Source organism: Thalassococcus sp. S3 (assembly GCF_004216475.1).
GTDB lineage: Bacteria > Pseudomonadota > Alphaproteobacteria > Rhodobacterales > Rhodobacteraceae.
Map to the genome: position 1 here is coordinate 3157612 of NZ_CP022303.1, position 26433 is coordinate 3184044.

Consider the following 26433-nt stretch of genomic DNA (forward strand, 5'->3'; position numbering starts at 1 on the left):
ATTTGACGACCGCGCCTCGCGAACCGATAGTCGGCCAGATGAGCTGGACATCCGCATGAGAACGAAGGACGAGGCAAAGCGGCACGCGATCCGCGAGGCTGCCATTGCTGCGGTCGTGGCGGGCGGTCTGGGGGGCGCATCGATTGCCGAAATCGCAAAACGCGCGGGTTTATCCCAAGGCACGATCTACCTCTATTTTTCGGGCAAGGATGAGCTCTTCGATGCCGTCTTTCTTGACGTCAAGCGCGAGATCCACGCGCGTCTGATGGCGGCGGCTCATGCCGGAGGCAGCGCAAAAGAGGCCATCAGGGGCATGTGGCTCGCCCTCTTCGATCACGCCAGTGAACGGCCGGCTGATTTTGCCTTTGCCGAGCATCTGTCTGCCGCGCGGATGCTTGATGGACGCGCATCGCCTGAGATTGATGCCATGGCGCAGGAGGTCGCACAGATCATTGAACAGGCGGTCCTGAGCGGAACGCTCGTCGACCTGCCGACACAGACGCTTTCCGCCCTTCTGTCAGGACCCGCCCTGCAGATGGCACGCCGGTCGGTCGTTCGCAAAGAGCCGCCTTCGAAAGATGAACTCGACCTGGCATTCGAGGCGATCTGGCGGGGAATTGCCCGGTAGGGCCGTGGTCGCCGGGTTTGCATTGTAAAATGAACATTCGCTCATTATAGATCTTGGCACCCCTTTGATCCGCGTGACGAGGCCCAGATGTTCTTTGCCAGAGGCGCCCTTGCCGCAGCGCTTGCCACCCTCCCCCTCATTGCAAATCCCGCTTTTGGAGATGAGCCGATGTCCATAGAAAAGATCACCGTCGGCTATAAGACGCACGCGGCAATGACCCAGCTTCATCGCTGGTATCTTCTCTATGAAGAGCCGCGTTATGGCATCGAGAACCAACTCGACATCCTTACCGAAGATGTCCGCATCACGTCCGGTCTGGGCGAGGCCAAAGGCCATGCACAATATGCAGAGCGGCTGCAGCAGATCCCGACCGAATGGCAAAACGCCCATGATGTGAAATCAACCGATCTTCAGATCGCGGAGGATGGCACGATCTCGTTGACCGCGAATGTCACCTATCTGAACAAGGGTGCTCTGCCAGACAACTCCGTACGCACAGCCGATCTGACCTATACGACCCGGCTTGTCCCAAGTGAAAGCGCTCTGCCGAAATTCTCGGAAATCGAGATCGGCCAGAACAGCGATGGGGTGGCCGAGAAATTCATCCCCGAATACGGCACTAACCGTATGCTGAGCCTGGTTCACTACTGGCTCGCGCTGATCGAGGACCCCGCGCGCAACCCTGAGCCTGTTCGCGAAATCCTGGCCGAAGACTTCAGTCTGAACTTCTCGAGCGGGGCAATCACCGACTTTGACGGGTTCAAGGCATGGCTTGCCGGTCCGGCCTCTGCCGTGAAGGCCAGCACCCACGAGATCGGAGCGTTCGCGCAGGAAAGCACGGGCGAGAACACCTACGAGGTGACGATGACCTTCGACTGGAACGGTATCGCGCAAGACGACACCCATCTGCTGGCCAAGACGCGGCATGTCTGGCTGGTGGAAGACGACCCGACCGAGCGTTTCGCGCGCATCAAGACGGTCGATGTCGAGATGCTCGAACCTTTCCGACCTGCTGAGTAGGGACCAAGGCCAGGCTATGATGTCCGAACGTGCAGCCTTTGTGCCGACACTTTCATCGTTCTGCTGACCCCTGCGGGCAATTCCACGTTCTCCATCTCGCGGGGTTTGATCGTCTCCGCAATGCAGGCGTGCATTGCGTCATCGTCTGGTCTGGTCTGGTCTGGTCTGGTCTGGTCTGGTCTGGTCTGGAAGACTGCTGAGCCAAAGTGAACGGCGAAACAAGACATCACGAGAGGCGCGGCCCGAGCACGAAAACCGCACCGTGACATCACCGCCAGAAACCGACTGTTGAAGCACGTCGCATTCGGGTGACGTGATCTGGCGCAGCTCCGGCTCGCTATAGTTTTGCGGGAAAAGCATCAGCTTTTTGTCGGTATCCCAGCGGCGATGATCGACAGATCCCGCGCCAGGCGGACGCGACGCCTGAGGTTTGATCAGACAGCCCAGCAGTCCCAAAAGCCCGGCCTCGTCCTGCGGCCAGCGATGATCGGCGCAAGAAAGTGGATGCTCATGTGATGGGCGCCCCGCGATATCGTTCATCGCGGTGCCACCGATCTGGCTAATGGCGGTGCGGGATCATCAACCGCAGCCGGGATCGACGCCGACAAGGCCGATGGCGTTTGACGCAGCCCCGGGTTCATCGGATCCTGCACCGCCACGGCGTGGCGCATCAGGCGGTATCGACGCAAGGCTGCGCGCTTTGATCCGCAGAGTAGGCACTTGATTTGTGCCTCATCAATGGTGACAGCGTGGCCCCGGCGGGCCATCCGCGCCTTCATGACCGGCATGCTTTCCCAACCGGCAAGCTCGGCCATATTTTCAAAGCCAAGCTGCTTGATCGCGGTCGATAGATCCTCGGGGCAATGGGTCTGGGCCATACGCTGATAAACCGGGGCCTGCGCCAACCAGGCATAGGAAAAACGTGTGCGGTGAGCCTGGGCAGATCACGATGATGCGGCTCATTTGACCTCGCTGGCATTCGTTGATGGGCTCTGTTTCCAAGATGATACTTCGCCCCGGCGTCCGATCTTTCGCCGGAAGCCATCACAGTTGGTTGTGGGTCAGTGGGAAGAACTCTGCCGAAGTTCATCATCCTGTCTGGACAGTACTCTGTCATTCGCATAGGTTATGTGATGTTATTACATAATTAGCCAGATCTCCTCATCGATGTCGAATGCTCCCCCCCGCCAAGATGCGACGCCAGATCAGCGAACGCCGGTCACGGTTCTGACCGGGTTTCTGGGGGCGGGTAAAACGACATTCCTGAACGCGATCCTGTCTGACAAAAGCGCCCAGCGTATCGCTGTCATCGTCAATGAATTCGGAGAAGTAGGACTGGATCACGACCTGATCGAAGCGTTCGAAGGCGACATCGTGTTGATGCAATCGGGTTGCCTGTGCTGTTCGATCCGTGGGGACCTTTCCAAAACGATTGGGGCGCTGCTCACCCGTCGTACGATGGGAGATGTGCAGTTCGACCGTATCGTGATCGAAACAACCGGCCTCGCCGATCCCGGGCCGATCCTGCAAACGTTGCTTGTTGATCCGCTTTTGGCGCGGAACACGCGGATGGATGGGGTGGTCACGTTGGTCGATGCCGTCAACGGCCCTGCCACGTTGGACACTCAGTTCGAGGCGGTCTCGCAGGTCGCAATGGCCGATCTGCTCGTGTTGAGTAAACACGATCTGGTGACCGCAGACCGAGCCGCCCGGATCGAGACAAGGTTGCGCGCTCTGAACCAGACCGCACCGATCATCCGTGGCACGGACGGAGTTGCGACACCCGACCGGTTGTGGGGCCTCAGCGGTTTGCGCCACGATACGTCACTGCAGCACGCTGTCGCCTGGACGACGCCGCAGCCGGACGCAGATCCTCTTTCCAACCTGTCAGGCCTCGCAACCCCGGCAAAACCGCCCCCGGCTGCCGCAGCCATGCATGACGCGCGCATCAGTTCGGTTTCCATCGCACTTGATGCTCCATTGGAGGATGCGGTCTTTGATACCTGGCTGGACACGCTGATCGCACTCAAGGGACCTGATATCCTGCGCGTTAAGGGTATCGTCTTTCTTAAAGGGATGGCGGCTCCGTTCGCGTTCCACGGCGTCCAGCACGTCTTTGACCCGCCGGTGCCGCTGAAAAACTGGACAGGGGATGATCGCCGATCCCGCATCGTGGTGATTGCCCGCGACATGGACCGTCCCGAACTTCAGCGCAGTCTCGACATGCTGCGCGCGGAACGGGTTGACCTGGACCAATCAGACGATCCCGTGGAGGCAGCCGGATGACAAATCGTGCTGGCTCAAGCGGGCAGATATCCGGTTCAGGCGCCCACGCCGGCATCGAAGGCGTCAGGCCTGCACCCGGCACCATACTTGCCCCCTGGCAACTGCGCGCCGCTCACTTCGGTCGCCATCAAACACCAGTTTTCATCGACATGATCCAGAGACTCGAGGCATCCACATGATCGACACCCGTCTTCCCGTTACTGTTCTGTCCGGTTTCCTGGGCGCAGGCAAAACCACGCTTTTGAACCGTGTGCTCAACAACCGCGAGGGGCGGCGCGTCGCGGTGATCGTGAATGATATGTCCGAGGTGAATATCGACGCGGATCTGGTCCGCGCCGATACCGAACTTAGCCGCACCGATGAGACATTGGTCGAAATGTCAAACGGCTGCATCTGCTGCACGCTGCGCGATGATCTTCTGGCCGAAGTGCGCCGCCTCGCAGCCGAGGGACGCTTTGATTACCTGCTGATCGAATCCACCGGCATCTCCGAGCCGCTGCCTGTCGCAACGACGTTCGACTTCCGGGATGAAGACGGCGAAAGCCTTTCGGATGTCGCGCGTCTGGATACGATGGTCACGGTCGTTGACGCGGTGAACCTGCTGCAGGACTATTCCAGCCACGATTTCCTGCATGACCGCGGGCAAAGCATGGGCGAGGAAGATGACCGAACCTTGGTTCACCTTCTGACCGACCAGATCGAATTCGCGGACGTAATCATCCTGAACAAGACAGCGGATGCCGGGCCAGAGCGCACGGATGCCGCGCGCAAGATCATCCGCAGCCTGAATGCCGACGCCCGGATCATCGAAACCAACCAGTCCGATGTTCCCGCGGACGAGATTCTCGACACCGGTCTCTTCGACTTCGAGAAGGCACATGAACACCCGATGTGGGCCAAGGAACTCTATGGGTTTGCCGATCATGTGCCGGAAACCGAAGAATATGGCGTCACCTCCTATGTCTACCGGGCGCGCCAACCCTTTGTTCCAGAAAAAATTCATGCGGTGCTGGTGGGCGATCTGCCCGGCGTGATACGGGCCAAGGGGCATTTCTGGATCGCGACGCGCCCGGATTGGGTGGCGGAGTTTTCCTTGGCCGGGGCGTTGTCGAGCGTGAAGCCCCTCGGCACCTGGTGGGCCTCGGTGCCACAAGCACGGTGGCCAGAGCATGAAAGCGCCCGCGCCTATATCGACCAGCACTGGACGGACCCGTGGGGCGACAGGCGGCAGGAGATCGTTTTCATTGGTGCCGGTATCGACTGGCCTGCCCTCAAGACCAGCCTGGATGCGTGCCTTCTGCCCGCGGTCGCCGCAACGGGCCCGGACGCCCTGCCCGACCTGCCGGATCCCTTCCCAACCTGGCGCCGTCAGACCGCAGCATAAGGAGACCAACCGTGAAACATGCTTTCTTCCTGACGACAGCCGTGGCTCTGACCCTGCCGGCATTCGCGGGGGCGCATGAGCTGCGCTACCGTCTGGTGGTCGCGGATTCAGAAGCCCCCCAGATCAGCGTGCTGGACGTCGGTGCGGACACTGATCCCATGACATTCGAGATCGCATCCCCCGCCCGTGTCCATCTGGGGCCCGATGGGCGCCATGCCTGGGCGGTGCAAGGCGAGGCCGGCGTGGTGCAGGTGCTGGATACCGGTCTGATCGAGGAAGATCATGGCGATCACTCCGCCTTGATCCTGGAAGCGCCCGCGCTTCTGCCCGGTTCCGCGACGGGAGAGCGGCCGGTTCATTTCAATATGGATGATGACACCGTTGCGATCTTCTGGGACGGCAGCGGCACGGCAACGTTGCATGAAAATGCCACGGCTGCGTCTGGCGATCTCAGCGCGCATGCAACGATCGACACCGGAAAACCACATCATGGCGTGGCCGTTCCGGTCGGCGACCACATGTTGATCACGCTCCCACCTGAAGGTGAGGGCCTGCCCGATGCGCTTGCCGTGGTCGGAGCGGACGGAGCGGAGATGTCGCGCGTCGATTGCCTCAACTTGCATGGTGAGGGCAAGGCCGGCGGCTTCATCGCATTCGGATGCCAGGATGGCGTCGCGATCTTTGATACGTCGCAAACCCCACCCACGGGCCGCTTTGTCGCCTATCCGGATGACGCGCCCGAAGGCGGAATGGTACGCCTCTTGCTCAGCCCGCGCGATACGCTGGCACTGGTCGGCAATTTCGGGACGGACCATCTGACAATTTTCGACCCGTCTGCGGAAAGCGGCGACTTTACCTTCGTCGCCTCCCCAGTGCCCGGCATGGCCTTCGCCCTGAACGACAGCGGCATGGAGGGCTTTTCCATTCTGTCGGATGGTCGGCTGGTGCATTTCTCCGCCCTTACGGGGCGTATCCTGGGCGAAGCGACCGGCATTGTCGGTCCTTACGCGATGGAGCGTGGCGTGATCCGGCCCATGATGGATGTCACGGGTGACCGGGTCGCGATCTCAGACCCCGCAGCGGGACAGGTCGTCCTTGTCGACACTGACACGCTGGAGGTTGTCGACAGGATCGACGTCGGCAACGCCCCGCGATCCCTGCTGATCCTCGCGGCTGAGGCTGAGCATATTCATTGAGATGCGGATGGGGAAGTTGTTGATCTGCGCTCTGACCTTCTCGCCGCCCTTTTCAACGCGTTCCAGATGGTCGTCCGGCGTCACGCCGCCGGCGCCTCCCTTCTCCATCTTTGCGCACATGCATCCCGGTTGAGAACATCCAAGGATCAATGGGATGACGGTCTATCCTGGGTCCTACACCCGGTCGCCTCTCTTTCCAGGCTCTGCACGATGGATAGAAGGCTGATTTATCCCGACGGCGGTCGTTCGGCTTGTACCATCCGGCTCGTGCAGATCATCCGCATGTCTGGAGATTTCGCACCCCGCAATGTGCCGTAAGTCTTCCGTCCAAACTTTCAGAGCTCAGTCCCTGAGCGAGTGAGTATGAAGAGCGGGAAAAGATGTCTGAGCATTCCCTTCGGATCATGCCCCCTTCAGCGAAGTTGAGAGATGCCAACGTCACAGGGCGGCAACTGAAACCTGCCCGCTCATGATCGCCACTCCAGCGGCGCTTCGCGAGGTCCAAATTCTGTTGAAGCTATGTCATTGAAAGACAGCAAGCGCCAAAAGACGCAGTGCTCCAAGGTGCATCCCAAGACGTCGTTGACGGATAGACTTCCCGCAATCGGCAGATTTCCGCAGGCGAGTTGACCGAGAAGGATACACCAGCCTCTCCGGGATGGCACATGGATGCTCAAAATGATATGATATATCATAATTTTCAGCCTCCGGATGAGTTTAGAATGACAGCCTCTGCACACGCGGAAAAAATCATAAGCCAATATCAACAGATCAAAGCGATGTCTGAAATTTCAATTTCAGATGACACAATGGTTCAGTTTCATAGCTTTTTAAATTTACTTTCCAACGATCACAGCTCCGAATTCTCTGATACGGTGCTGCAACATCCAAGCATCCAGGATGCCAAGCCAGGCATTCAGATGTTGTTCAGTCATGCCTCCAGCATCTATGAACGATACTGGGCGCAAAGAATTCTTCAATCGGATAGCCCTTTGAGCGTCTTCGAAGATGATTATCCCTATTATGCGCATTACAAGCGTGCAACCTCGCTTGAAATCAATGCGGTCCAAGCGCTGGCACCGAGTGCTATCGGTAAGATCTTGATGGTAGGCTCCGGTGCATTGCCTGTGACCTCGCTTGCCTTGGCGAAAAATGGCTTTGCGACGGATAACCTCGATATTCACCAGGCAGACCTTGAGCTTGGGGCGAAAGTAAGCCAAAAACTGTATCCTGATCTTAGAATGAATTTCATTCACGGCGATATCGTCAACCAAACAGATCTTGCCGAATACGACGTCATCTGGCTTGCCGCACTGGCGGGGGACGAGGCTTTAAAGACCAAGATCATTGATTACCTCTATCGCAGCATGGCCCCGGGATCTTTCCTGGTTTTACGCACTGCCTATAATCTACGGAAGCTGCTGTATCCCAGCATCGGCGAGAGCGATTTGAAGCAATTTTCGATGAAACTGAAAATCCAAACCTACGCCGACAATTTTCATTCGATCTTGATAGCACAGAAAGCACCGTAATTCATGGCAACGTTTTCAACGCTTTTCAAGCTCCGAGCTGAGTATCGATGGATGCTGTTTGCCGCATTTTCATTCAACTTCGGCTTTTATATGCTAATCCCCTTCTTGGCGGGATTTCTGAAGGAGGATCTCTTACTTAGCGCAACCCTTATCGGTGTTGTTCTTGGCGTGCGCTCCTTTTGCCAGCAGGGATTGTTCATCGTCGGTGGCCTACTGGCGGATATATTCGGAAATAAGCGGCTGATTGTCCTTGGATGTATTCTTCGGGCAACCGGCTTCTGGCTGTTCTTATTCTCGGAGTCCATGGTTCTCCTCTTTACAGCCGCGATCCTCACAGGCTTTGCTGGCGCTTTGTTTACGCCAGCCGCACAGTCCTATTTCGCCGCTCAAAAGGATATCAGCCGCGCGCAAATGTTCTCACTTGTTGGGGTCGCCCGCAACGGCGGGGAGCTTTTAGGGCCTGTATGCGGCGTGCTGCTGTTGAGTGTCAGCTTTGATGTACTTTGCCTGACAGCAGGCGCACCCTTTGCCATCTTTGCCGTGGTGTTCGGATTTTTACTATCCAACGGGAAGAAATCATCGCCCTCCCCAAAGGAGCAGCGCGAGGACAAGGTAAGCTCGACATCCAATATATGTGAGATGATAGCGGGCGTTCTGACCAACACGCCCTTTATCAAGTTCTCTGTTCTGATGACGGGTTACTTCATGTTGATAAATCAGATTTCATTTGCAATTCCCATTCATATCGTGAACCAGAATGGCGCGCAGCAGGATGTTGCATGGGTATTGACGTTATGTGCTCTTGTGTCGATATGCCTTCAACTGCCCGTCACTCAATATTGCGAAAAACGAAATACACCTCAATACTGGATCCGCGTCGGTCTGGCACTTATGGGTGGATCCTTTCTAGTCCTTGTTCCAGACTGGTCGAATAGTTCGCAACTCCTGCATTACCTGTCTTTAAGCGCATTGGCGATCATATTCACGTTTGGAACGATGATGAGCTTTCCTTTCATCATGAGTCAGATATCGGAATTCGCTCATGACAGATCTGTGGCAACACACTATGGATTTTTCTATATTTTCGGCGGGATTGGGCTTATATTTGGCAGCAGCGCAATTGGTGTCGCCTTCGACCTTTCTGAATTAAACGATAATCTTGCCTGGTATAGCCTAGCTATCATCGGGGTATTAACAGCATTTCTATTTGGCATTGTGATGCCTTCTCCTGAAAAGATCCAGGCCAATCAAACCAATGCCTCACCTAAACGTCAGGGATAATGTTATGGTAGAGCTTACAACTGCGCAACAGCGTGCATACATGTCGGATTACTTGGAAAATGGCTGGCAAAATGAAAAGATGACGTTTGCCTCGGTCAGTCTTGAGCCGGGATATATAGATGGAAAGATAGACGTCGAGAAATACAGCATGATGGGCGACGGTAAGTTCCATTTCAGCGCTCAGAGTGCGATGATCTGGATCTCGCAGCTTGGGATCATTTACGGCTGTTGGGACAATCATCTTCCAAAGAAAGTGGGAGAGGTGTATATTCGAAATCTGGATATTACATTCAAGAGGGTCATCAACAAGACCGAGAAGGTTCGGTTTGAAGGCTTCTTTCCCAAGCATTGCAAAAAGAAGCTGTCCGACAATCTGGTGTATTACAAGGATGCGCGCATTCATGTGGAATCCGGCGCGTTCACGGGATCCGCGAGCTTCATGGTGCCCATTGCGTAGCGCGAAGAGGGTCCCAATATGCAGCGCCTGATTACGGTCCTGCGCGCGCGTCTGTTGTTGCAACATCCAAGACATAGGGCAGAAACGTCAGAGTCTGCGCATCGGCGATGGGCAGACCGGAAGCAAGGCCCCAAGCGATTTGGACATCTTTCGTCACGAGGCGCCGAGGCGCTCGCCGACTGCATCAAACCGGGTTACGTTCGTGCAGCTCGAATACTGGCTTCCACTGCCTGACCCGGCACTGTGATATGCTCAGTAAGAAGCGCGACCGCCCCGTCTACATCCCTGGCATAGCAAGCCTCAAGAAGCGCGCGATGCTCCCGCGATGACCGAGGATTGAGCCCCAGATCGCCAATAGCGACCCTAAGATAGCGGTCCGACAAATTGTGCAGGTTTGCGATCTGGCGCAGCAAAAGCCGACGCGTTGACGCCTCATAGAGCGCTGCGTGAAACTGCGCGTTGAGACCGGCAAAGGCGTCATCGCGGCTGCGTTCTATTTCATCTTGTATACGCGATGCCACATCTATGGTGTCGTTTGAAAGCCTTGGAATGGCATGACGAATGGCCATGGTCTCAAGGGCCACACGAAGTTCGGTGATTTCGCGCAATTCGTCCGGGTCAATCGGCGCGACAACGGCACCTCGGTTTGGCTGGATTTTCACAAACCCCTCCGCGGCGAGGGTTCTAAGCGCCTCGCGCAGGGGCATGCGGCTCGCATCCAGACGGCTGGCGAGATCCTCCTGACGCAATCGTGCATCCGGTCGGATCTCTCCCAAGATGATCTGGCGCCGCAAAACCGCGGCAAGCGCGTCGGATTGATCGCCGGAACGGCGTGTTTCGATTTTGTCTTCGCTGGCTTCCATAGCGTCCCGTTGCTGATGAGCGTCTTGTCTAACGGATCTTCACTATGTATGCAATTTATTAAATTGGATCCAATTTGGAGAGATACATGACTGTGACGAGGCTGAAGGACATTCCGGGGATCGGGGTCGATAAGATGGGCAATGTAGCCGATGCGGCAGCGTCTTCAGACATGTTGCGGCTTGAAAATCTGGACACTGACATCCCACCACCCCGCACCGCGATCGAGGCGACACTTGCATCCATTGGGCGCGACGATGCCAACAGTTACCTGCCGTTTCTCGGCCTCGGCGTACTGCGACAGGCGGCCGCCGCGCGGGTGTCGGCCACGGCCGGGCATACCTACGATCCAGATACCGAATGCATCATCTCGGCCGGGGGACTGTCGGGCATTCTGAACGTTCTGCTTGCCCTCCTCGAACCGGGAGACGAGGTCGTGATCACCGATCCGGCCTATGCAGGGCTTATCAACCGCATCCGCCTTGCGGGCGGCGTGCCAAAGCTGGTGCCCTTGCGGATCGCGGGTGGTGGCTGGCGGCTCGATCTCGACACGTTCGCGGACGCGGTGACGGATCGCACCCGCGCGATCCTGACCATGAGCCCGTCCATGCCAAGCGGCATCGTTCACGACCAGGCCGAATGGCACGCCATCGCAGACGCGGCAGAGCGCATGGATGCATGGATGCATGGATCGTGCACGATGCCGCGATGGAGCGGATCCTTTTCACCGATCAGCCCGTTCTGCACCCCGCGACGTTGCCGGGCATGCGGGACCGCACGATCACCATCGGCTCGGTGTCCAAGGAATACCGTATGATCGGCTGGCGGGTCGGCTGGATCGTCGGCCCCCGCGCGATCATGGCCGACATCGGTCTGGTGAGCCTGACGAACGTGGTGTGCCAGGTGGGGATCGGGATGTCCGGCGCTGCGGCGGCCCTGACGGCAATCGACGATGGCGTGGCCGCCGCCAGGGCGACCTGGCGCACACGGCGCGATCTGATCTTGGATGAGCTTTCGGATCTGCCGGTGGTGCGCCCGGACGGCGGCTGGTCTCTTTTGATCGACACGGCCACGCTGGGCCTCTCACCCGATAAGGCGTCCAGGCTGGCGTTCAAGGACGGAGAGATTGCCGCCACGCCGATGACCGGCTGGGGTTCTCCGGACAGGGCTGGCCGATACCTGCGATTTGTCTATGCCAACGAGCCGGTCGATCGGTTGCGAGGCATCCGGGAAAGGTTGCGTAAAGCCTGGTCGGTTTGACCAAAAGACCTTTCGCCCTGTCTTCAGCGATTGGACGATCACCGTTGAATGGCGGGTTCGGAAAACCTGTCACACCGCGCCTGCCGGGTCGAGAGTTGAACGACATGACCGACTTGGCCTGATGTCACGAACGGCTCATCCGATCATGACGCAGATGGTCGAGAGATCCCGCGCGCCGCGAGGCAAGGACGCGCTCCCGGTCTTTGGCTGAGATCGTTCGGAGGGGCACGACTGGCTTTCGCGAAGGGATGCTGGATATGTCCAAGCGTCGATATAAGGCGCGGCGAAACCCTTGCAGTGCGGACCGGTCGCTGACCCCGGAGACGCCGCACCCTCAAGCGAAGACCCTGATTTCGCCTGAATGAGATCAGTCCAGAGTGGACATTCGTCTTTGCGTTCAAGTCCTTGAAGTCACAAATGTCACCGATGTGATGCCATCTTTCCCACGCCTCTTTGGCCAAGCTGCGCAATGGCACCCGATAAGGCCCGCCACGTTGTAAATACTCCACAAGAGATTACTGTCGCGTGACAGCAAAGAGAGGCATCGCAAATTGAACATCAGGACCGAAACCCGCGCAATGGATGTCTCAGAGCTGGAGGCCGTTCTGACCTGGGCGGCTGAGGAAGGCTGGAACCCCGGTCTCGCCGATGCCGCCGGGTTCCATGCCGCGGACCAAGAGGGGTTTTTCCTGACCCGCGTGGACGGCGTTCCGGTCGCATCTGTTTCAGTGGTTAATCACGATCCGGAAAATGCTTTTCTTGGCCTTTACCTCTGTCACCCGGACTGGCGTGGACAAGGATTGGGTCTGCAGACGTGGCAAGTTGCAATTGCTCATGCTGGGTCGCGTTCAATTGGTCTGGATGGCGTACCAGAGCAGGAACACAATTACAGACGATCCGGGTTTACCAAGACAGGCTCCAGTCTCAGGCATGAGGGGCGGCTGGACGGTCGCCCGTCACCGAATGTCAGGTCTGCCGCACCGACAGATACGGAGTTTCTCATAAACCTTGATGCGCGCGCCAACGGGTATGCGAGGCGCGCGTTCCTGAACGCGTGGTTGCAGCAAAAAGAGGACGTGCGCGGCACCCGCGTCTACCTTCGGGATAGGGAGATTTGCGGTTTTGCAACTTGGCGGCAATGCCAGATCGGAACAAAGATCGGTCCACTCATCGCCCCGGACCTGTCGGCTTCGATCGAACTGATCTCGGACATTGCAGCGCTGCGACCGGACGGTCCCCTCATCATCGACACCCCCGAAGGCAATGGCGCCTTGCGACGGGAACTGGAACTCAACGGTTTTTCCATACCATTTGTGACGGCGCGGATGTTCCGCGGCGCAATCCCGGATACCGACGCCACGCTGCAGGCCATTGCGACGATGGAACTCGGCTGATCGCGATAAGGGGCGGAAGAGCGAACCGACCAGTGGTGCTGACAGCCGGGTCCGTTCGATGGCATGCCCAAACTGACCTTCGATCATTCACCGACCGCATCTGACGGCCAGGGCGGAGAAGCCCGACCCCGTGAAATGATGGTTGTCTTGCCTTCGCTCTTTCAACCTTGGGTTTTCGGCCTTTGCTATACTTCGTCTGGCAAAAGAACCGGTCTCGATGCAAGGTTTGCGACACTTCGATGTCGCATTTAGACATTTCTTCAGTCAGGGTAGTCGTGACGCTAGGTGGGTACCAGTGACACAGCCGCCCCTCAGCACGGTGGCCCGGTAAAATAGGAAAAGATATTCAAAAAAGCAGCGAGGGACGCATCATGTCGGAACAGTCAGATCCCGGACGCACCGAACGGCCGCCGCTGTTCAGCGCCGTTTTCATCATTTCCTTGGTTTGTGTCGCGGGGATCGGGGGCTGGGGGCTGATCGATCCCGACGCGATGACCGGCGTCTTTCTGGGCTTCACCAACTACATGCTGACCGGGATAAGCTGGTACTGGCTTTTGATCACGACAGGCTTTCTGCTGCTCAGCGGCTATCTTGCGTTCGGGCCTTATGGAAGCGTCCGGCTGGGGGCCGACGACGAACGCCCCGAATTCGCGACCGCCTCCTGGATCGCCATGCTGTTCGCGGGCGGCATGGGCGCGGGGCTTCTCTTCTGGGGCGTGGCCGAGCCGATCTATCACTTCGAAGCCCCGCCCGGCATGGAGGGCGGCACCCCAGCCGCCGCGCGCGAGGCGATGGTCATCACCAATCTTCATTGGGGTCTGCACGCTTGGGCCATCTACGGCGTCTGCGCGCTGGTGATCGCCTACTTTACCTTCCGGCGAAACGAAACCTCCGAAATCTCCACACCGATCAATTCGGTCTTTCCCGGGCCAGAGGGCAAACCCATCGGCACATTGGCCAACGTTCTGGGCGTACTTGCCGTCGTCTTCGGATTGGCCGGGTCCCTGACCATGGGCACGCTTCAAGTGCGGGGTGGACTAAGTGAGGTTTTCGGGCTCGACGACACCACGAACCTGTCGCTGATGATCATGGGCGTGCTTTTCGTCTGCTACATGCTGTCGGCGACGACCGGTGTGGACAAGGGCATCAAGATCCTGTCGAACATCAACATGCTGATCGCGATCGGCATTCTTCTGATCGTCATCGTCTTCGGGCCGTCGCGCTTCATCCTGGAAACCTTCGTCAACTCCATCGGCGAATACTTTTCGCGGCTGCCCGCGATGGCGTTTCGCATGTTCCCTTACGAGGACCTGGCAAGCTGGACCAGCGGCTGGACCCTGACCTATCTGATCTGGTGGCTGGCATGGGGCCCGTTTGTCGGCATCTTCGTGGCGCGGATCAGCCGGGGCCGCACGATCCGGGAATTCTGCATCGGTGTGATCTTGGTGCCGACGATGTTCTCGATCCTGTGGTTCGCGGCCTTTGGAGGCACGGCCATTTACATCGAGATGTTCGGCGGTGGCGGGCTGACCGAACTGGTTTTCGCCGATGTGACCTCTGCCCTCTTTGCGTTCCTCGACTACTTCCCGGCAGGCGCGATCCTTGGCGGCACGGCCTGTCTTCTGATCTTTATCTTCCTCGTGACATCCGCGGATTCGGGCACATTCGTGCTGTCGATGATGACAACGGGGGGTAACCTGAACCCGCCCGTCTTTCACAAGATGGTCTGGGGCGTGCTGATCGCAGTCCTAACGGCAGGCACCCTGCTGACGGGATCCATCACGGTGGCAAAGGCCATGGCGATCACGGGCGCCCTACCCTTTTCGATCATTCTGCTTTTGCAGATCGTCGGGTTCATGCGTGCAATCCGCAAGGAGCGGCCGGACAAGACCAGACCGCGCGAAGCACGCGGCCGCGCATCCCGGCCGGCATCAACGACCACAGCGGCGGAGTGAGCGCGATGCGATTTGTGATAGCCTGTCTCGCCCTTCTGGGGCTAAGCGCCTGCGATGAGGCGAGCGAGACGCTGATCATCGGCGGCAAGGATTTCAGCGAAAGCTCGATCCTGTCCGAAATGATGGCCGCGCTTGCCGAAGATGCCGGGATCGCCGTGACCCGCCGGACCAATCTGGGCGACACGATGGTCAACCTCGAAGCGCTGCGGCGGGGCGATATCGATGTCTATGCCGAATATAATGGCACGGGTCTGGTGATGCTGGGCCAACCTGCCATGACCGATGGCGATGCCGCGACGGAGCGGGTACGCGCGCTCTATCAGCCCATCGGGCTTGTCTGGGGCGACCGGTTCGGTTTTGCCAACAATTACGGTCTCGCCATGCGTGCGGGCCGGGCGCAGGAGCTTGGGATCACGTCGATCTCGGATCTGGTAAACCGCGCCTCCGATCTTGCCATCGGCATCGACGAAAACTTCCGGACCCGCCCGCTCGACGGCTTTGGCCCGATGACCGCACGCTACGGAATGGAGTTTGGCGCGGTCAGCGTCGTATCGCCGGAGGAGCGGACAAACCTTTACAACAGCCTTCTGGCCGGCAGCGTTGACGTGATCGAAGTGTTCACGACGGACGGCCAGATTGCCGATTTGGGCCTCGTTCTGCTGGAAGACGATCTGACCTTCTTTCCCGTCTACGAGGCCGCGCCTCTGATCCGCGCCGACGCACTGGTCCGCTTCCCAAACCTTCAGGCGGCGTTCAACCGACTGGCTGGCACGCTTGACGCTGAAACCATGCAGACGCTCAACAGCCGCGTGGATCAGGACGCGCTGTCCCCGCGCGAGGTCGCACGCGCAGCGCTGGCCGACCTGGGCCTGATCGACGGCGGCGAAGGGCTGGAGATTACCGAGCCCGTTATCGTCGCCCACTCTCCGCTGATCGGGGCAGATGCCGAAACCGGCACCGCCCTGCGCGCGGTGCGCGAGGCCTATCCGGGCCGTCGCGTCCGCTTGCAATCCGAAAGCGACCCGCTGGCCCTTGTGGCCAATGGCGGGGCGCCGCTGGCCCTGACCGCGGCGGTAGAGTTCTCCGATCTCGATACGGACGGCCCGCTGACAGCCCGCCCGGTGGAGGCGTTCGGCGTGGTCGGTCAGGCCTATATCCACATCGTGAGCCAGGGCGATGTCCGGCGGCTGGCGGATGTCGAGACACTGGCCACCGGCCCCGAGGGCTCTGCCTCTCACCGGGCGGCGCGCATCTTGGCCACTATGCTTGATGACATAACCCTTAGCCCGGCATCCGACGGCCTCATCGCCGGGGTGGAGGCCGACGCGTCGCTTGTGTTGGCGCCCATCGGCTCGACCCTTGTGCAGGATTTGCTGTCCGGAGATGGTCGCCTGCTGGTCCTGGAGAATTGGGACACCGGGAACAACCTGATCCGCTTCCCGCAACTGCGGCAGGCCCGCATCCCCGCGGGCAGTTATGCGGGACAAAACGCGGCGATCGACACCCTGTCATCACAGCTTGTTCTGGCGGGGCCTGTCGTCACCGACACCGATGCGGTCGGCCCCGCAGGACCCGGCGCATCGATGCCGACCGATGTATCGGCCATTCCCGACAAGACGGCTGCGGCCATCAATTCCGCGCTTGGGATCGGCACCGGGCTTGACCCCGCCATCCGCGCGGCCCCTGCCCTTGCGCCAACGCTTCCGTCACCGCCGGCTGCGGTCAACCCCTCGCCCGCGGTCTCACTGATGACTGCTTTGGTCCTGCTCATGTTCGCCTGGATGCTCTGGCTCTATGCGCGACCGGAACGGAGATAACAAAATGGCTGGAAAACTGCTCGTCCCCATCGACCTGGTGCAGGAATCCTCTTGGCGAAAGGCGCTTCCACAGGCCTTCGCCCTGGCCGGTGCGACCGCGGCGGATGTTACGATCATGACAGTCGTTCCTGAGATCATGGCCGGGCTCGACTGGCGCTATTCCATCCGGGGGGAAACCGGCGGGTCGGAAGAGCTCAAGATCGATGATCTGTTACAACGGGCCCGCGCCCGCCTTCAGGAGATCGGAGTGGACTACGCCCCGGAAGACGTCGAATTCGATCTGATCGCGCGCTACGGCACGGTCTACGAGGAAATCCTGAACGTCGCCGATGAATTGCCCGCGACGCAGATCGTCATGGCCGCCCATAGGCCGTCGCTGTCTGACTACCTGATCGGACCCAACACCGCCCGGGTCGTAAGGCATGCGACGTGTTCGGTGCAGGTGGTGCGCGACTAAGGTCTCTGCCTCGGTTTGAAAGGTCGGGGCATATCTGCCGGCGGCACTAACCGCCTGGCTCAGTATTTGAGCGCGGCCGGTTTCAGCTCGGCACGTTCTGACGCGGCTTCCATTTCCTGCATCAGGCGCTGTTCCTGCTCAGCGCGGGGCTTGGAGAACCCGGCCAGCAGCAAGTACGCAATGGGCGTCAAATAAAGCGTCGACAGCGTGGCCAGACCCAGCCCGCCCACGATCACCCATCCCAGGGCCTCGCGCGCCTCCGCCCCCGCGCCCGAAGACAGAATCAAGGGTACGCCACCCAGCACCGTAGAGGTCATCGTCATCATCACCGGGCGCAGGCGGATCGAACAGGCGTTCAGGATCGCCTCGCGCACCTCTTGCCCCCGATCACGAAGCTGATTGGCGAATTCCACGATCAGGATCCCGTTCTTGGCCATGATCCCGATCAGCATCACCAGCCCGATCTGGCTATAGACATTCAGGCTGAGCCCCGTCAGCAGCAAAGCAAAGATCGCGCAGGCCAGTCCGATGGGCACCGTCACCATCACCACCACGGCGGATATGAAGCTTTCGAACTGCGCCGACAGGACCAGAAACACGACGAGGATCGCGAAGCCAAAGGTCAGAAGCAGGCCCGCGGATGTCTGATCGAGCGTTGCCGCCTCGGCCAGCGGGACGACGCGGTTCTGCTCTTCCAGGATCTCGCTGGCCAGACGATCGACCTCGGCCATGGCATTGCCCAGTGACATCCCGGGGGTCAGGCTGGCCGAGATCTCCACCGACCGGTTCTGGCCTTCGCGCTCAAGCTCTGGCGCAACTGCGCGCTCCTGCAGGGTGACAAAGCTCGACATCGGCACCATCTGCCCGTCGCCCGACTGCACGAACATGTTCTCCAGATCGCCGGGATCGTCTACCGGCGTGCCGGTCGACAACATCTGCACGTCATAGCTGACATCATCGATGAACACCTCGCCCACCGACCGGCCGTCCAGGACTGCCAGCAGCGCATCGCCCAGACCTGTGATCTCGATCCCCAGATCCGACGCGCGGGCGCGGTCGATCTCGATAAAAAGCTGAGGCTGCGTCGTTTCGTATTCCAGCCGGACCTGACCCATGGCCGGGTTTTCCTGCAGGCGTTCGACCAGCGCATCGCCCACCTCCGCCAGTTGGTCGTAATTGTCTCCGGTCACCGCGAAGGTCAGTCCGCGCCCGGCGCCCCTGATCCTGAGCGAGTTGGGCTGGATCACAAAGGCCCGCACGCCGATCGTGTTCTGCAGCTTGGCGCGCAGCGTGCCCGCGATCTCCTGCTGGGTGCGGACGCGGTCCTGCCAGCGGGCCAGCGTGAACACCATGAAGCCGCGATTGTCGGCGCCGAACCCGGTGATGGAGAAGATGTTGGTGATCTCCCCGTCCTGCTGCAGCGGACGCATCGCATCCTCGATCTCGGCCATCTTGCCGCTGGTATAGTCAAGCGACACGCCCGTCGGCGCGGTCACGGACAACAGGATGACGGCACGATCCTCCCGCGGGGTCAGTTCCTGCTGGATGTCGCCGGAAACAAAGACCGCCGTCGCCGAGAAGAGACCGGCCACCAGCAGTCCCACGAACGGGTTGGCCAGGGCCGTGCGCAGCGTTGCCTCGTAAAGGCCCGCGAGCCTTGTGCCGATCCATCCGAAAAGCCCGCCCGCCTGACCATCCGCTGCCTCGTCCTGCGTAAGCAGGCGGCTAGCCAGAACCGGACACAATGTCAGCGCCACGACAGAGGACAGCATGACCGCGATAGCAAGGGTAAAGCCGAATTCCCGAAAGAGACCGCCCGCCTGACCGGGCAGGAACGACAGTGGAATGAACACCGCCGCCAGCGTGGCCGTGGTCGTCACGACCGCGAAAAAGACCTGCTGCGTGCCCAGCACCGCAGCGGCCCGGGGTCCGATCCCCTCGGCCCGCCGGCGCACGATGTTTTCCAGCACCACGATGGCGTCGTCGACGACCATGCCCGTGGCCAGCACAAGCGCCAGCAGGGTCAGGATGTTGACCGAAAAGCCCACCAGATAGATCGCCGCCACGGTGCCGATAAGCGCCACAGGCATGGTCAGGGCCGGGATCAGCGTGGCCCGCGCATCCCGCAGGAAGATGAAAATGACGATCACCACGATGAGGATGGCAAGGCCCAGCGTCTTCAGCACCTCCTCAATCGAGCCTTCGACAAAGACCGCGTCGTCCGAGGTGACGAAGATGTTGATATCCTCAGGCAGCGTGGCGTCCAGCTGGGCCACGACCTCGCGCACGGCGCGCGAGATCTCCAGCGTATTGCTGTTGGACTGGCGGATGACGCCCATGCCAAGACCCGCCTCGCCATTGGCGCGCAGCACCGTTTCGTTGGGCGCAGGACCCAGCGTCACGCGGGCCACGTCGCCCACCCTCACGTCATCGGTGATCTTGAGCGCCTCGAACGCGGACGTGGTGGCGACCGTCGCCGTGGTGCGTACGTTCAGGGTCTGGCGGTTGCCGGTCAGCCCACCCGCCGGCGCGTCATAGGCAACATCGGCCAACGCGTCCCGCAGATCGGCCAGGGTCAGCCCCCGGCTGGCCAGTTCAAGCTGGTCGATATCGACACGAAAGATCGGCTCCCGGTCGCCGTAGATCCTCAGATCCGCCACCCCCTCGACCGAGATCAGCCGGTCCTCCACCCGTTCCTGCACGATCCGTGTCAATTCCTGCGGCGGTCGGCGGGAGGAGGTGACGGCGATCCGCATCACCGGCTGGGCATCGGCATCAGCCTTGATGATCTCGGGGTCGTCGGCACCGTCTGGGAGTTGGTTGACCAGCCGTGCCATCGTGTCCCGCACATCCGACGCGGCCACGTCGATATCGACGCTGTCGCCGAATTCCAGCGTCACGCTGCTGCGTCCGAACCGCGAATTCGACGAGATCGATCGCACGCCCGCCACCCGGCCCACGGCTCCTTCGATCCGGCCTGTCAGCTCCTGATCCACCGTTTCGGGCGAGGCGCCGGGGAATTCGGTCGTCACCGTAACGACCGGGCGGTCCACATTGGGCAACTCGCGGATCTCAACGCCGAAAAGGCCCGCCAGACCGGCCAGTACGATCAGCGCGCTGAGCACGAAGGCCAGGATCGGACGGCGCACGAAAAGCGCTGTGCCAAAGAGCGAGCGAGTGGGCGCGGGCGCCATGGTCAGAGCGCTCGTCTGCGGGGCGTCTCGGCGGCCTGCAGATCGTTGGCTACCGTCACCTCAGCGCCGGGACGCAGGAACTGCACCCCTTCTGTGACCACCTGATCTCCGGGCTCAAGGCCCGAGGCGTCGATCACCACGACGTCACTATTGCGCTGGCGGATCTCCACCGCGACCCGCTCCACGCGGCCCTCGCGCACGGCCCAGACAAAAGCGCCGGTGCCGGACCATTGAACGGCCAACGGATCGACAGCCAGCAGGGTCTCTCCTTCAAGCTGCATCCGAACAGAAAAGGCCATACCGCCCCGCAGCCGGTCGCTGTCATTGGCGACGCGGGCCTGCACCCTGAGCGTGCGACTGGCCCGGTCCACGACCGTATCAAGCGCGCTGATCCGCCCGGTCAGCACCGTATCCCGGCGCGCCAGCGGCGTGACCGACACCTCCATGCCGGTGGCAAGCTGACCGATCACCCGTTCCGGCACGCGGAAATCGATCACGATGAAGGACCGGTCGGTGATCGTGGCCAACATGTCCTGTGTTTCCACCCGGTCTCCCTGTTCGACCTCCAGGATCCCGACCCAGCCCGCGATCGGTGCCACGATGCGGCGCTGATCGAGGTTGAACTGTGCTTCACGCAGGGCCAGCTCGGCGGTGCGGACGGCCAGTTGCGCCTCCCTCAGGCTCACCTCGGTCACTGCCCCGGTCACCCGCAACCGCTCCAACCGTTCGGAATCGTCCCTGGCGTCGTCCAATACGATCTGCGCCCGGTCGAGCGCGATGCGCTCTGCCTCGTCTTCGAGCCGGGCCAAAAGCGCGCCCTCTTCGACAAAGCTGCCCGCCTCTATGGCCACCTCGGTGATCAAGCCCACCGCGTCCGAGCGAATGGTGACCGAGCGCATGGCCCGCCCGTCCCCGATGGCCGAAATCCGATCATCAAGCGCGCGCTCTGTCACCTCGGCGACGATCACCTGAGTTGGCCCGCTTCCGCCAAAGCCCCGCCCGCCAGAGGTGGTTTCCGCTTGCTCGGGCGCTTCCATGCCGAGAAGGGACAAAAGGCCGACCCGGTCCAGATAGGCCGCGGCGGAGGGCACATAAGTAACCCAGAGGAGGAGTGTGACGGCCAAAACCACCACAGACAGGAGAAGTTGACGGACCAGGGACATATGACGCTTTCATGCTACGCAACCAGAATGCCGCATAACATCACTTAGTACAAACTGCGCCTTGGCGAAGGTCGCGCACATGGCATGTGCCGATTTGTGAAGCTTTGTCAGCACGAGACCGCCCAGGCCGCGACCGGCGCGGCCCAGGGATCAAAGGGAGCCTGCCACGCTCAGTTCGACGCCTCATCCTCCCAAAGCGTGTTGTCCCAGAACGGCATGGGGCGTTCCGCGTGCACCTCGAACAGCATGCGTTCGTGCCATTCGCGGCCATGCCGGTCGATGGTTGTCACCGTGATCACATGCGCGCCCTCGGGCAGGTCACCCGGCATCTCCAGCCGCCAAAGGTGGGGGGAACTGTCCGCCACATGGCTCGCACTCATCCCCTGCGGCGGGACCGGGCCGAACTGGCTGCCCTGCCACAGCTCGAACCCCTGGGCGCGCGGCGCGCCGGATGTCGATTGCCAGGCATAGCGCCCGATCGTCATCTGACGTTGCGCGGCGAAAGGATCGGCCCATTCGGCGCCCGCGCGAATGTCCTCTCCGTTGCCCTCCTGCGTACGTGTCATCTCCAGACGCTCCCCGCCGTTGATCTGCGCGAAGACGGTGCTGTTGCGATCCCCGCCCCAGACATTTGCGGTCAGCCAGACGGTGCCGCCCAGATCCTCGGGCGTGAGCAGTTTGACATCTGCCAGATCGTTCTGCGTGACCGGCGGGAGACCCTCCGCGCCGCGGCCCTGCTCATCCTGCCAGCCTTGCAGCGTGGTGAACCAGTCGCGGAACGCGGGCGTGTTGAACGACAGCGCCATCTGCCGCTCAGGCGGCTGGTTGGCCGCGTGGAACGTAACCTTGAACTCCGCCCCGTCGAAATCGACCATCATGTAGCCCGGAGGAGTGCCGCCCCGCGCAAAGGCCATCGGCGTGCCGTCAAAGCCCAGATCACCCTGGAACCAGTTGCCCGATGGCGCGCCGCCCACAATATGGTCGAACGGCAGGCGGGTGATGCCCACCTGCTCCTCCCAGCCCTGATACCACTCACCAGCGGCCAGATATTCGAACGTATGCGTGTGGCCCGAGAACGACACGGCTTGCCGTCCGGCCAGAAGCGCATGGATCTCCGCCAGGTTGTCGGTCTGGTGCCGCCCGGTATTGCTGTCGATGAAGGACACGAATGGGATGTGGTGCATCATCACGATCAGCTTGTCCTCCGGCACCCGCTCCAGCGTGCCTTCGAGCCAGGCCATCTGATCGTCTGTGACGCGCCCGTTATAGACGACCCGGTCGGGATCAGCGCAGGCCTCCCGGTCTCCGGGCTGCGCGTCCTCGGGTCCGCAGGGATAGACCACGTTGTCGAGCGCGATGAAGACGACATCGCCGATCTCGTAGCTGAAATAGTTCGGCCCGTAGATCCGCCGCCAGCTGTCCGCCGAATGCGCGTCCGAGGTCGCGTCGAAGTCGAAATCGTGATTGCCGTGGATATAGTATTGCGGCAGGCCCAGCACCGAAAAGAGGTTCATGAAGCGCGGCAGCAGGTTCAGGTCGTCCCCCATCACGTCGCCCAGCATCACCATGCAGCGTGCCTCCGACAGGTCACGGTCGATCAGGCTGTCGATCACCCCGTCCCGGACATATCCGATCTCGGTGTTCGAATAGGGCTGGGTGTCGCCCATCATCACGCAGCTGAATCGCTCGGCCCTCTGGGTGCGGATCAGCGGAAAGTGGATGGCCTCCGGCAGCGGCCCTGTCGGCTCCAGCCCACCATAGCGCAGCGGTTCGGGCGTGCCATCGGGTTTGTGGTGGTAGAAGAATTGCGGCACGCCGTCCGCCGTCACCGGCGTGTCCCAGCCTGCCGGTTCGCTGATCATCACCGTCATGTTGTCGAAAACCGGCAGGCTGTAGTTGCCCGCGCGGTCCGTTTCGGTGACATCACGCCCGTTCGAGACGATGACACCGGACACGCCCGGCTCGTCCACCTGACGCACACCATCCCGGCTGAGATCGTGAAAGACGGTGCCCTGCACGGTCTGGGGTGTCTCGACCTCCGTGCCGGGCAGTACGTCGATGCCCGCCACATACTCCATCCGGGCCAACCCCGGCCCAGCGCTGAGGGTTGCGACGGTGGCAAGCATCGCCGTGCGCGTCAAAAGTCGTCGTGGTGTCATGGTTGTCACTCCCGCTGTGATCGAGGCTGTCTCGACAGGCGCTGTGCCCGCTGACTTTAAGGTCAGTCCGCGGGATGACACCGGTGTGTCAGTCCAGTGACGCGCGCGCAACAGCGGGCTTTCGGCAAAAAAGGGTTCGGACAGGGCCTGGTTGCGGATCAACCAGTGCCGCAAATTCAGGCGTTCACCTTGGCCGCAGATCAAAAGCACGAAGGTTTATGTTGACTCTCCAATGAAGCAAACCAATTCTAAATTGGTTCACATGTTCTGGAAAGGATTGCCCTTGTCCGACACCCAGCAAACCGAGGTGCCGCTGCTCACTTTAGACGGGCTGAGCCTTCGGTTTCGCGGACAAGCTGCGGACGTGGTGGACGAGGTCAGCCTTTCAGTCGGGGCGGGTCGGATCCTCTGCGTTGTCGGCGAGTCGGGCTGCGGGAAGAGTGTCACGGCCATGGCGATCATGGGCCTTCTGCCGCCTGACACGGCTCAGATCAGCAAGGGCTCTCTAAAATTATCAAATTATAGCATAGATTTGACGCAAGAAAGCCTGTCGCCCGAAATTCGAGGCGGTCGCGTTGCGATGATCTTTCAAGAGCCGATGACCTCGCTCAATCCCGCCTTCCGGATCGGCGACCAGATCGCTGAGGCGATCCTCTGCCACCAAGGCGGCACCCGCACCGATGCGCTCGCCCATGCGGGCGAGATGCTGGCGCGGGTCGGCATCCCGTCGCCCGCGCAGCGCCTCAGGGAATATCCGCACCAATTGTCCGGTGGTATGCGACAGCGGGTGATGATCGCCATGGCGCTGGCCAACGATCCGATGCTTTTGATCGCGGATGAACCGACAACAGCACTTGATGTCACGATTCAGGCTCAGATCCTCGATCTGATCCGTGACCTGCGGCGCGAGACCGGCATGAGCACCATCATGATCACCCACGATCTGGGTGTTGTGGCCGAAATCGCCGATGACGTGGCGGTCATGTATGGCGGGCAGGTGGTCGAACAGGGGCCGGTCGCCGCCGTGCTCGACGATCCGCAGCATCCCTACACGATCGGACTTTTGGGCGCGATGCCACGTCTCGATCAGCCCGATGAGCGGCTGGCCATCGTGCCCGGTTCGGTCCCGTCCATCGGCGCGATGCCGTCGGGCTGCCGGTTCCGCAGCCGCTGCGCCTTTGCCACGGCAGCCTGCGCCACGCGACCTGCTTTGCGCGATCAGGGCAGCGGCCATGCGGTGGCCTGCCATTTCGCCCCACTCGAAGACCACATAGCGGTGGTGGCATGAGCGCCGCCCTGCTGGAGGCGCGCGACCTCGTCAAGCATTTTGGGTCCGGCGGCGGCCTACTCTCTCAGCCCCGCACGGTGCGGGCGGTCGATGGGGTGTCTTTCCGCATACAAAAGGGCGAGACCTTTGCCATCGTCGGCGAAAGCGGTTGCGGGAAATCGACCCTTGCCCGTCTGCTGATGCGGCTTTTGGCGCCCACCTCCGGCGAAGTCGTGTTTGACCGGCGCGCCGTCGGCTCTGCCAGCGGAACGGCCCTGCGCGATCTGCGGCGCGACATGCAATTCATCTTTCAGGACCCGTTCTCCTCCCTCAACCCCCGTCTGACCGTGGGCGCGCTGGTGGGCGAGCCTTTGGAAGTGCACGCGCCCGACCTGTCGGTGGCCGAGCGGCGGGTCCGGGTGGCGGAGTTGCTGACCAAGGTGGGCCTTCTGCCCGAACATGCGGGGCGCTATCCGCATGAATTCTCCGGCGGGCAGCGCCAGCGGATCGGCATCGCCCGGGCGCTGGCCTCCGACCCGAAACTGATTATCGGGGATGAGCCTGTCTCGGCGCTCGATGTCTCCGTCCAGGCGCAGATCGTCAACCTTCTGTCGGATCTGCGGCGGGATCTGGGGCTGACGCTGGTCATCATCGCCCATGATCTGGCGGTGATCCGGCATATGAGCGACCGCGTCGCGGTGATGTATCTGGGCCGCATCGTCGAGACGGGGCGGGTCGAGGATGTCTTCGCCTCCCCCCGCCACCCCTATACGCAGGCTCTTCTGGCGTCGATCCCGGCGCGGGGCGGGGCGCGGGCCGACAAGCTGGAAGGCGAGATGCCCAGCCCGCTCGCCCCGCCCTCGGGCTGCCGCTTTCACACGCGATGCCCCCATGCGCGTCCTGCCTGCGCCGCCGACGATCCCGCGCTGCAAAGCGTCGGCGCCGAAGGCCACGAGGCCGCCTGCCCCTACTGGGCCGAAATCGCGGCGCCCCCCGCCGCGCCTGCACCCAAAGCGGACAATCCCGCCACCGCTGTGCGGCGCGCGCTTTACCGTGCGGCCCTGGCTGGCGCGCAGCTGACGCACGACAACAACAAGACGACGACAACAGCAGAGGAGTGAA

At 60.9% G+C, this 26433-nt stretch carries 22 protein-coding genes; 16 read left to right on the plus strand and 6 right to left on the minus strand.

Annotation, left to right across the window (positions count from 1 at the left end):
- Window positions 1-55 precede the first annotated feature (55 nt).
- Window positions 56-628: a TetR/AcrR family transcriptional regulator gene (locus tag CFI11_RS15590; RefSeq protein WP_130407553.1), complete on the plus strand. Its 573-nt coding sequence runs from the start codon at window positions 56-58 to the stop codon at window positions 626-628.
- An 87-nt stretch (window positions 629-715) separates the two neighbouring features.
- Entirely contained in the window at window positions 716-1648 is a 933-nt protein-coding gene (locus tag CFI11_RS15595) for a hypothetical protein (protein WP_130407555.1), read from the plus strand.
- Window positions 1649-1786: 138 nt separating this feature from the next.
- Here the strand turns inward: CFI11_RS15595 and CFI11_RS15600 are convergent, their stop codons facing one another.
- A complete protein-coding gene (locus CFI11_RS15600; RefSeq protein ID WP_130407557.1) occupies window positions 1787-2188 on the minus strand; it encodes a hypothetical protein in 402 nt (133 codons plus the stop codon).
- Entirely contained in the window at window positions 2185-2526 is a 342-nt protein-coding gene (locus CFI11_RS15605; RefSeq protein WP_130407559.1) for a hypothetical protein, read from the minus strand. The genes CFI11_RS15600 and CFI11_RS15605 overlap by 4 nt, the downstream gene beginning before the upstream one ends.
- Window positions 2527-2815: 289 nt before the next feature.
- Here CFI11_RS15605 and CFI11_RS15610 point away from each other — a divergent pair, with 289 nt between their 5' ends.
- The 6 genes from CFI11_RS15610 (at window position 2816) to CFI11_RS15635 (ending at window position 9784) form a co-directional block, all read left to right on the plus strand.
- Window positions 2816-3934 (plus strand): GTP-binding protein, encoded by a 1119-nt coding sequence (locus tag CFI11_RS15610; protein ID WP_130407561.1) that lies wholly within the window; start codon window positions 2816-2818, stop codon window positions 3932-3934.
- Between the two features lie 175 nt (window positions 3935-4109).
- Window positions 4110-5318 carry a GTP-binding protein gene (locus CFI11_RS15615; protein ID WP_130407563.1) on the plus strand — a complete coding sequence of 403 codons (1209 nt, stop codon included), beginning with the start codon at window positions 4110-4112 and terminating at the stop codon, window positions 5316-5318.
- Window positions 5319-5329: 11 nt separating this feature from the next.
- The gene (locus CFI11_RS15620; protein WP_130407565.1) at window positions 5330-6514 is read left to right on the plus strand and encodes a YncE family protein; all 1185 of its coding nucleotides are present in this window, start codon (window positions 5330-5332) and stop codon (window positions 6512-6514) included.
- Between the two features lie 665 nt (window positions 6515-7179).
- Entirely contained in the window at window positions 7180-8046 is an 867-nt protein-coding gene (locus tag CFI11_RS15625; protein WP_217358705.1) for a nicotianamine synthase family protein, read from the plus strand.
- Between the two features lie 3 nt (window positions 8047-8049).
- Window positions 8050-9327, plus strand: a complete 1278-nt coding sequence (locus CFI11_RS15630) for an MFS transporter (protein WP_217358706.1) — start codon at window positions 8050-8052, stop codon at window positions 9325-9327.
- A gap of 4 nt (window positions 9328-9331) precedes the next feature.
- Window positions 9332-9784, plus strand: coding sequence for a hypothetical protein (locus CFI11_RS15635; RefSeq protein WP_130407567.1), 453 nt, complete (start codon window positions 9332-9334; stop codon window positions 9782-9784).
- A gap of 194 nt (window positions 9785-9978) precedes the next feature.
- Here CFI11_RS15635 and CFI11_RS15640 read toward each other — a convergent pair whose 3' ends face one another.
- Window positions 9979-10647 (minus strand): GntR family transcriptional regulator, encoded by a 669-nt coding sequence (locus tag CFI11_RS15640; protein WP_130407569.1) that lies wholly within the window; start codon window positions 10645-10647, stop codon window positions 9979-9981.
- Window positions 10648-10733: 86 nt separating this feature from the next.
- Between CFI11_RS15640 and CFI11_RS24510 the strand changes: the two genes are divergently transcribed.
- The 6 genes from CFI11_RS24510 to CFI11_RS15665 all read left to right on the plus strand — a co-directional run bounded on the left by CFI11_RS24510 (window position 10734) and on the right by CFI11_RS15665 (window position 17528).
- On the plus strand, window positions 10734-11462 hold the full coding sequence (locus CFI11_RS24510) for an aminotransferase class I/II-fold pyridoxal phosphate-dependent enzyme (protein WP_217358707.1): 729 nt from the start codon (window positions 10734-10736) through the stop codon (window positions 11460-11462).
- Window positions 11354-11905 (plus strand): aminotransferase class I/II-fold pyridoxal phosphate-dependent enzyme, encoded by a 552-nt coding sequence (locus CFI11_RS24515; RefSeq protein ID WP_217358708.1) that lies wholly within the window; start codon window positions 11354-11356, stop codon window positions 11903-11905. Before CFI11_RS24510 ends, CFI11_RS24515 begins: the two co-directional genes overlap by 109 nt.
- Before the next feature lie 578 nt (window positions 11906-12483).
- Window positions 12484-13299 carry a GNAT family N-acetyltransferase gene (locus CFI11_RS15650; protein WP_130410039.1) on the plus strand — a complete coding sequence of 272 codons (816 nt, stop codon included), beginning with the start codon at window positions 12484-12486 and terminating at the stop codon, window positions 13297-13299.
- A 371-nt stretch (window positions 13300-13670) separates the two neighbouring features.
- Window positions 13671-15254 carry a BCCT family transporter gene (locus CFI11_RS15655; RefSeq protein ID WP_130407571.1) on the plus strand — a complete coding sequence of 528 codons (1584 nt, stop codon included), beginning with the start codon at window positions 13671-13673 and terminating at the stop codon, window positions 15252-15254.
- Between the two features lie 5 nt (window positions 15255-15259).
- Entirely contained in the window at window positions 15260-17071 is a 1812-nt protein-coding gene (locus CFI11_RS15660) for a glycine betaine ABC transporter substrate-binding protein (protein ID WP_130407573.1), read from the plus strand.
- 4 nt (window positions 17072-17075) lie between these two features.
- Entirely contained in the window at window positions 17076-17528 is a 453-nt protein-coding gene (locus CFI11_RS15665; RefSeq protein WP_165390283.1) for a universal stress protein, read from the plus strand.
- A 59-nt stretch (window positions 17529-17587) separates the two neighbouring features.
- On the opposite strand, the gene CFI11_RS15670 is transcribed toward CFI11_RS15665, so the two are convergent.
- From CFI11_RS15670 to CFI11_RS15680, 3 genes are all read right to left on the minus strand, one after another.
- The gene (locus tag CFI11_RS15670) at window positions 17588-20722 is read right to left on the minus strand and encodes an efflux RND transporter permease subunit (RefSeq protein WP_130407577.1); all 3135 of its coding nucleotides are present in this window, start codon (window positions 20720-20722) and stop codon (window positions 17588-17590) included.
- A 2-nt stretch (window positions 20723-20724) separates the two neighbouring features.
- Entirely contained in the window at window positions 20725-21885 is a 1161-nt protein-coding gene (locus CFI11_RS15675; RefSeq protein ID WP_130407579.1) for an efflux RND transporter periplasmic adaptor subunit, read from the minus strand.
- A 170-nt stretch (window positions 21886-22055) separates the two neighbouring features.
- Entirely contained in the window at window positions 22056-24044 is a 1989-nt protein-coding gene (locus tag CFI11_RS15680; protein WP_130407581.1) for a calcineurin-like phosphoesterase family protein, read from the minus strand.
- 283 nt (window positions 24045-24327) lie between these two features.
- On the opposite strand from CFI11_RS15680, the gene CFI11_RS15685 reads away from it, so the two are divergent.
- Both CFI11_RS15685 and CFI11_RS15690 read left to right on the plus strand, forming a co-directional pair.
- On the plus strand, window positions 24328-25332 hold the full coding sequence (locus tag CFI11_RS15685; protein WP_254448933.1) for an ABC transporter ATP-binding protein: 1005 nt from the start codon (window positions 24328-24330) through the stop codon (window positions 25330-25332).
- The gene (locus tag CFI11_RS15690) at window positions 25329-26432 is read left to right on the plus strand and encodes an ABC transporter ATP-binding protein (RefSeq protein WP_130407585.1); all 1104 of its coding nucleotides are present in this window, start codon (window positions 25329-25331) and stop codon (window positions 26430-26432) included. Before CFI11_RS15685 ends, CFI11_RS15690 begins: the two co-directional genes overlap by 4 nt.
- Window position 26433: the final 1 nt, after the last annotated feature.

Bases quoted from the DNA above. Each gene is read 5' to 3' on its own strand.
- CFI11_RS15590 (WP_130407553.1), top strand. From the start codon at position 56: ATGAGAACGAAGGACGAGGCAAAGCGGCACGCGATCCGCGAGGCTGCC.
- CFI11_RS15595 (WP_130407555.1), top strand. From the start codon at position 716: ATGTTCTTTGCCAGAGGCGCCCTTGCCGCAGCGCTTGCCACCCTCCCC.
- CFI11_RS15600 (WP_130407557.1), bottom strand. From the start codon at position 2,188: ATGAACGATATCGCGGGGCGCCCATCACATGAGCATCCACTTTCTTGC.
- CFI11_RS15605 (WP_130407559.1), bottom strand. From the start codon at position 2,526: ATGGCCCAGACCCATTGCCCCGAGGATCTATCGACCGCGATCAAGCAG.
- CFI11_RS15610 (WP_130407561.1), top strand. From the start codon at position 2,816: ATGTCGAATGCTCCCCCCCGCCAAGATGCGACGCCAGATCAGCGAACG.
- CFI11_RS15615 (WP_130407563.1), top strand. From the start codon at position 4,110: ATGATCGACACCCGTCTTCCCGTTACTGTTCTGTCCGGTTTCCTGGGC.
- CFI11_RS15625 (WP_217358705.1), top strand. From the start codon at position 7,180: ATGGATGCTCAAAATGATATGATATATCATAATTTTCAGCCTCCGGAT.
- CFI11_RS15630 (WP_217358706.1), top strand. From the start codon at position 8,050: ATGGCAACGTTTTCAACGCTTTTCAAGCTCCGAGCTGAGTATCGATGG.
- CFI11_RS15635 (WP_130407567.1), top strand. From the start codon at position 9,332: ATGGTAGAGCTTACAACTGCGCAACAGCGTGCATACATGTCGGATTAC.
- CFI11_RS15640 (WP_130407569.1), bottom strand. From the start codon at position 10,647: ATGGAAGCCAGCGAAGACAAAATCGAAACACGCCGTTCCGGCGATCAA.
- CFI11_RS24510 (WP_217358707.1), top strand. From the start codon at position 10,734: ATGACTGTGACGAGGCTGAAGGACATTCCGGGGATCGGGGTCGATAAG.
- CFI11_RS24515 (WP_217358708.1), top strand. From the start codon at position 11,354: ATGGAGCGGATCCTTTTCACCGATCAGCCCGTTCTGCACCCCGCGACG.
- CFI11_RS15650 (WP_130410039.1), top strand. From the start codon at position 12,484: ATGGATGTCTCAGAGCTGGAGGCCGTTCTGACCTGGGCGGCTGAGGAA.
- CFI11_RS15655 (WP_130407571.1), top strand. From the start codon at position 13,671: ATGTCGGAACAGTCAGATCCCGGACGCACCGAACGGCCGCCGCTGTTC.
- CFI11_RS15660 (WP_130407573.1), top strand. From the start codon at position 15,260: ATGCGATTTGTGATAGCCTGTCTCGCCCTTCTGGGGCTAAGCGCCTGC.
- CFI11_RS15665 (WP_165390283.1), top strand. From the start codon at position 17,076: ATGGCTGGAAAACTGCTCGTCCCCATCGACCTGGTGCAGGAATCCTCT.
- CFI11_RS15670 (WP_130407577.1), bottom strand. From the start codon at position 20,722: ATGGCGCCCGCGCCCACTCGCTCGCTCTTTGGCACAGCGCTTTTCGTG.
- CFI11_RS15675 (WP_130407579.1), bottom strand. From the start codon at position 21,885: ATGTCCCTGGTCCGTCAACTTCTCCTGTCTGTGGTGGTTTTGGCCGTC.
- CFI11_RS15680 (WP_130407581.1), bottom strand. From the start codon at position 24,044: ATGACACCACGACGACTTTTGACGCGCACGGCGATGCTTGCCACCGTC.
- CFI11_RS15690 (WP_130407585.1), top strand. From the start codon at position 25,329: ATGAGCGCCGCCCTGCTGGAGGCGCGCGACCTCGTCAAGCATTTTGGG.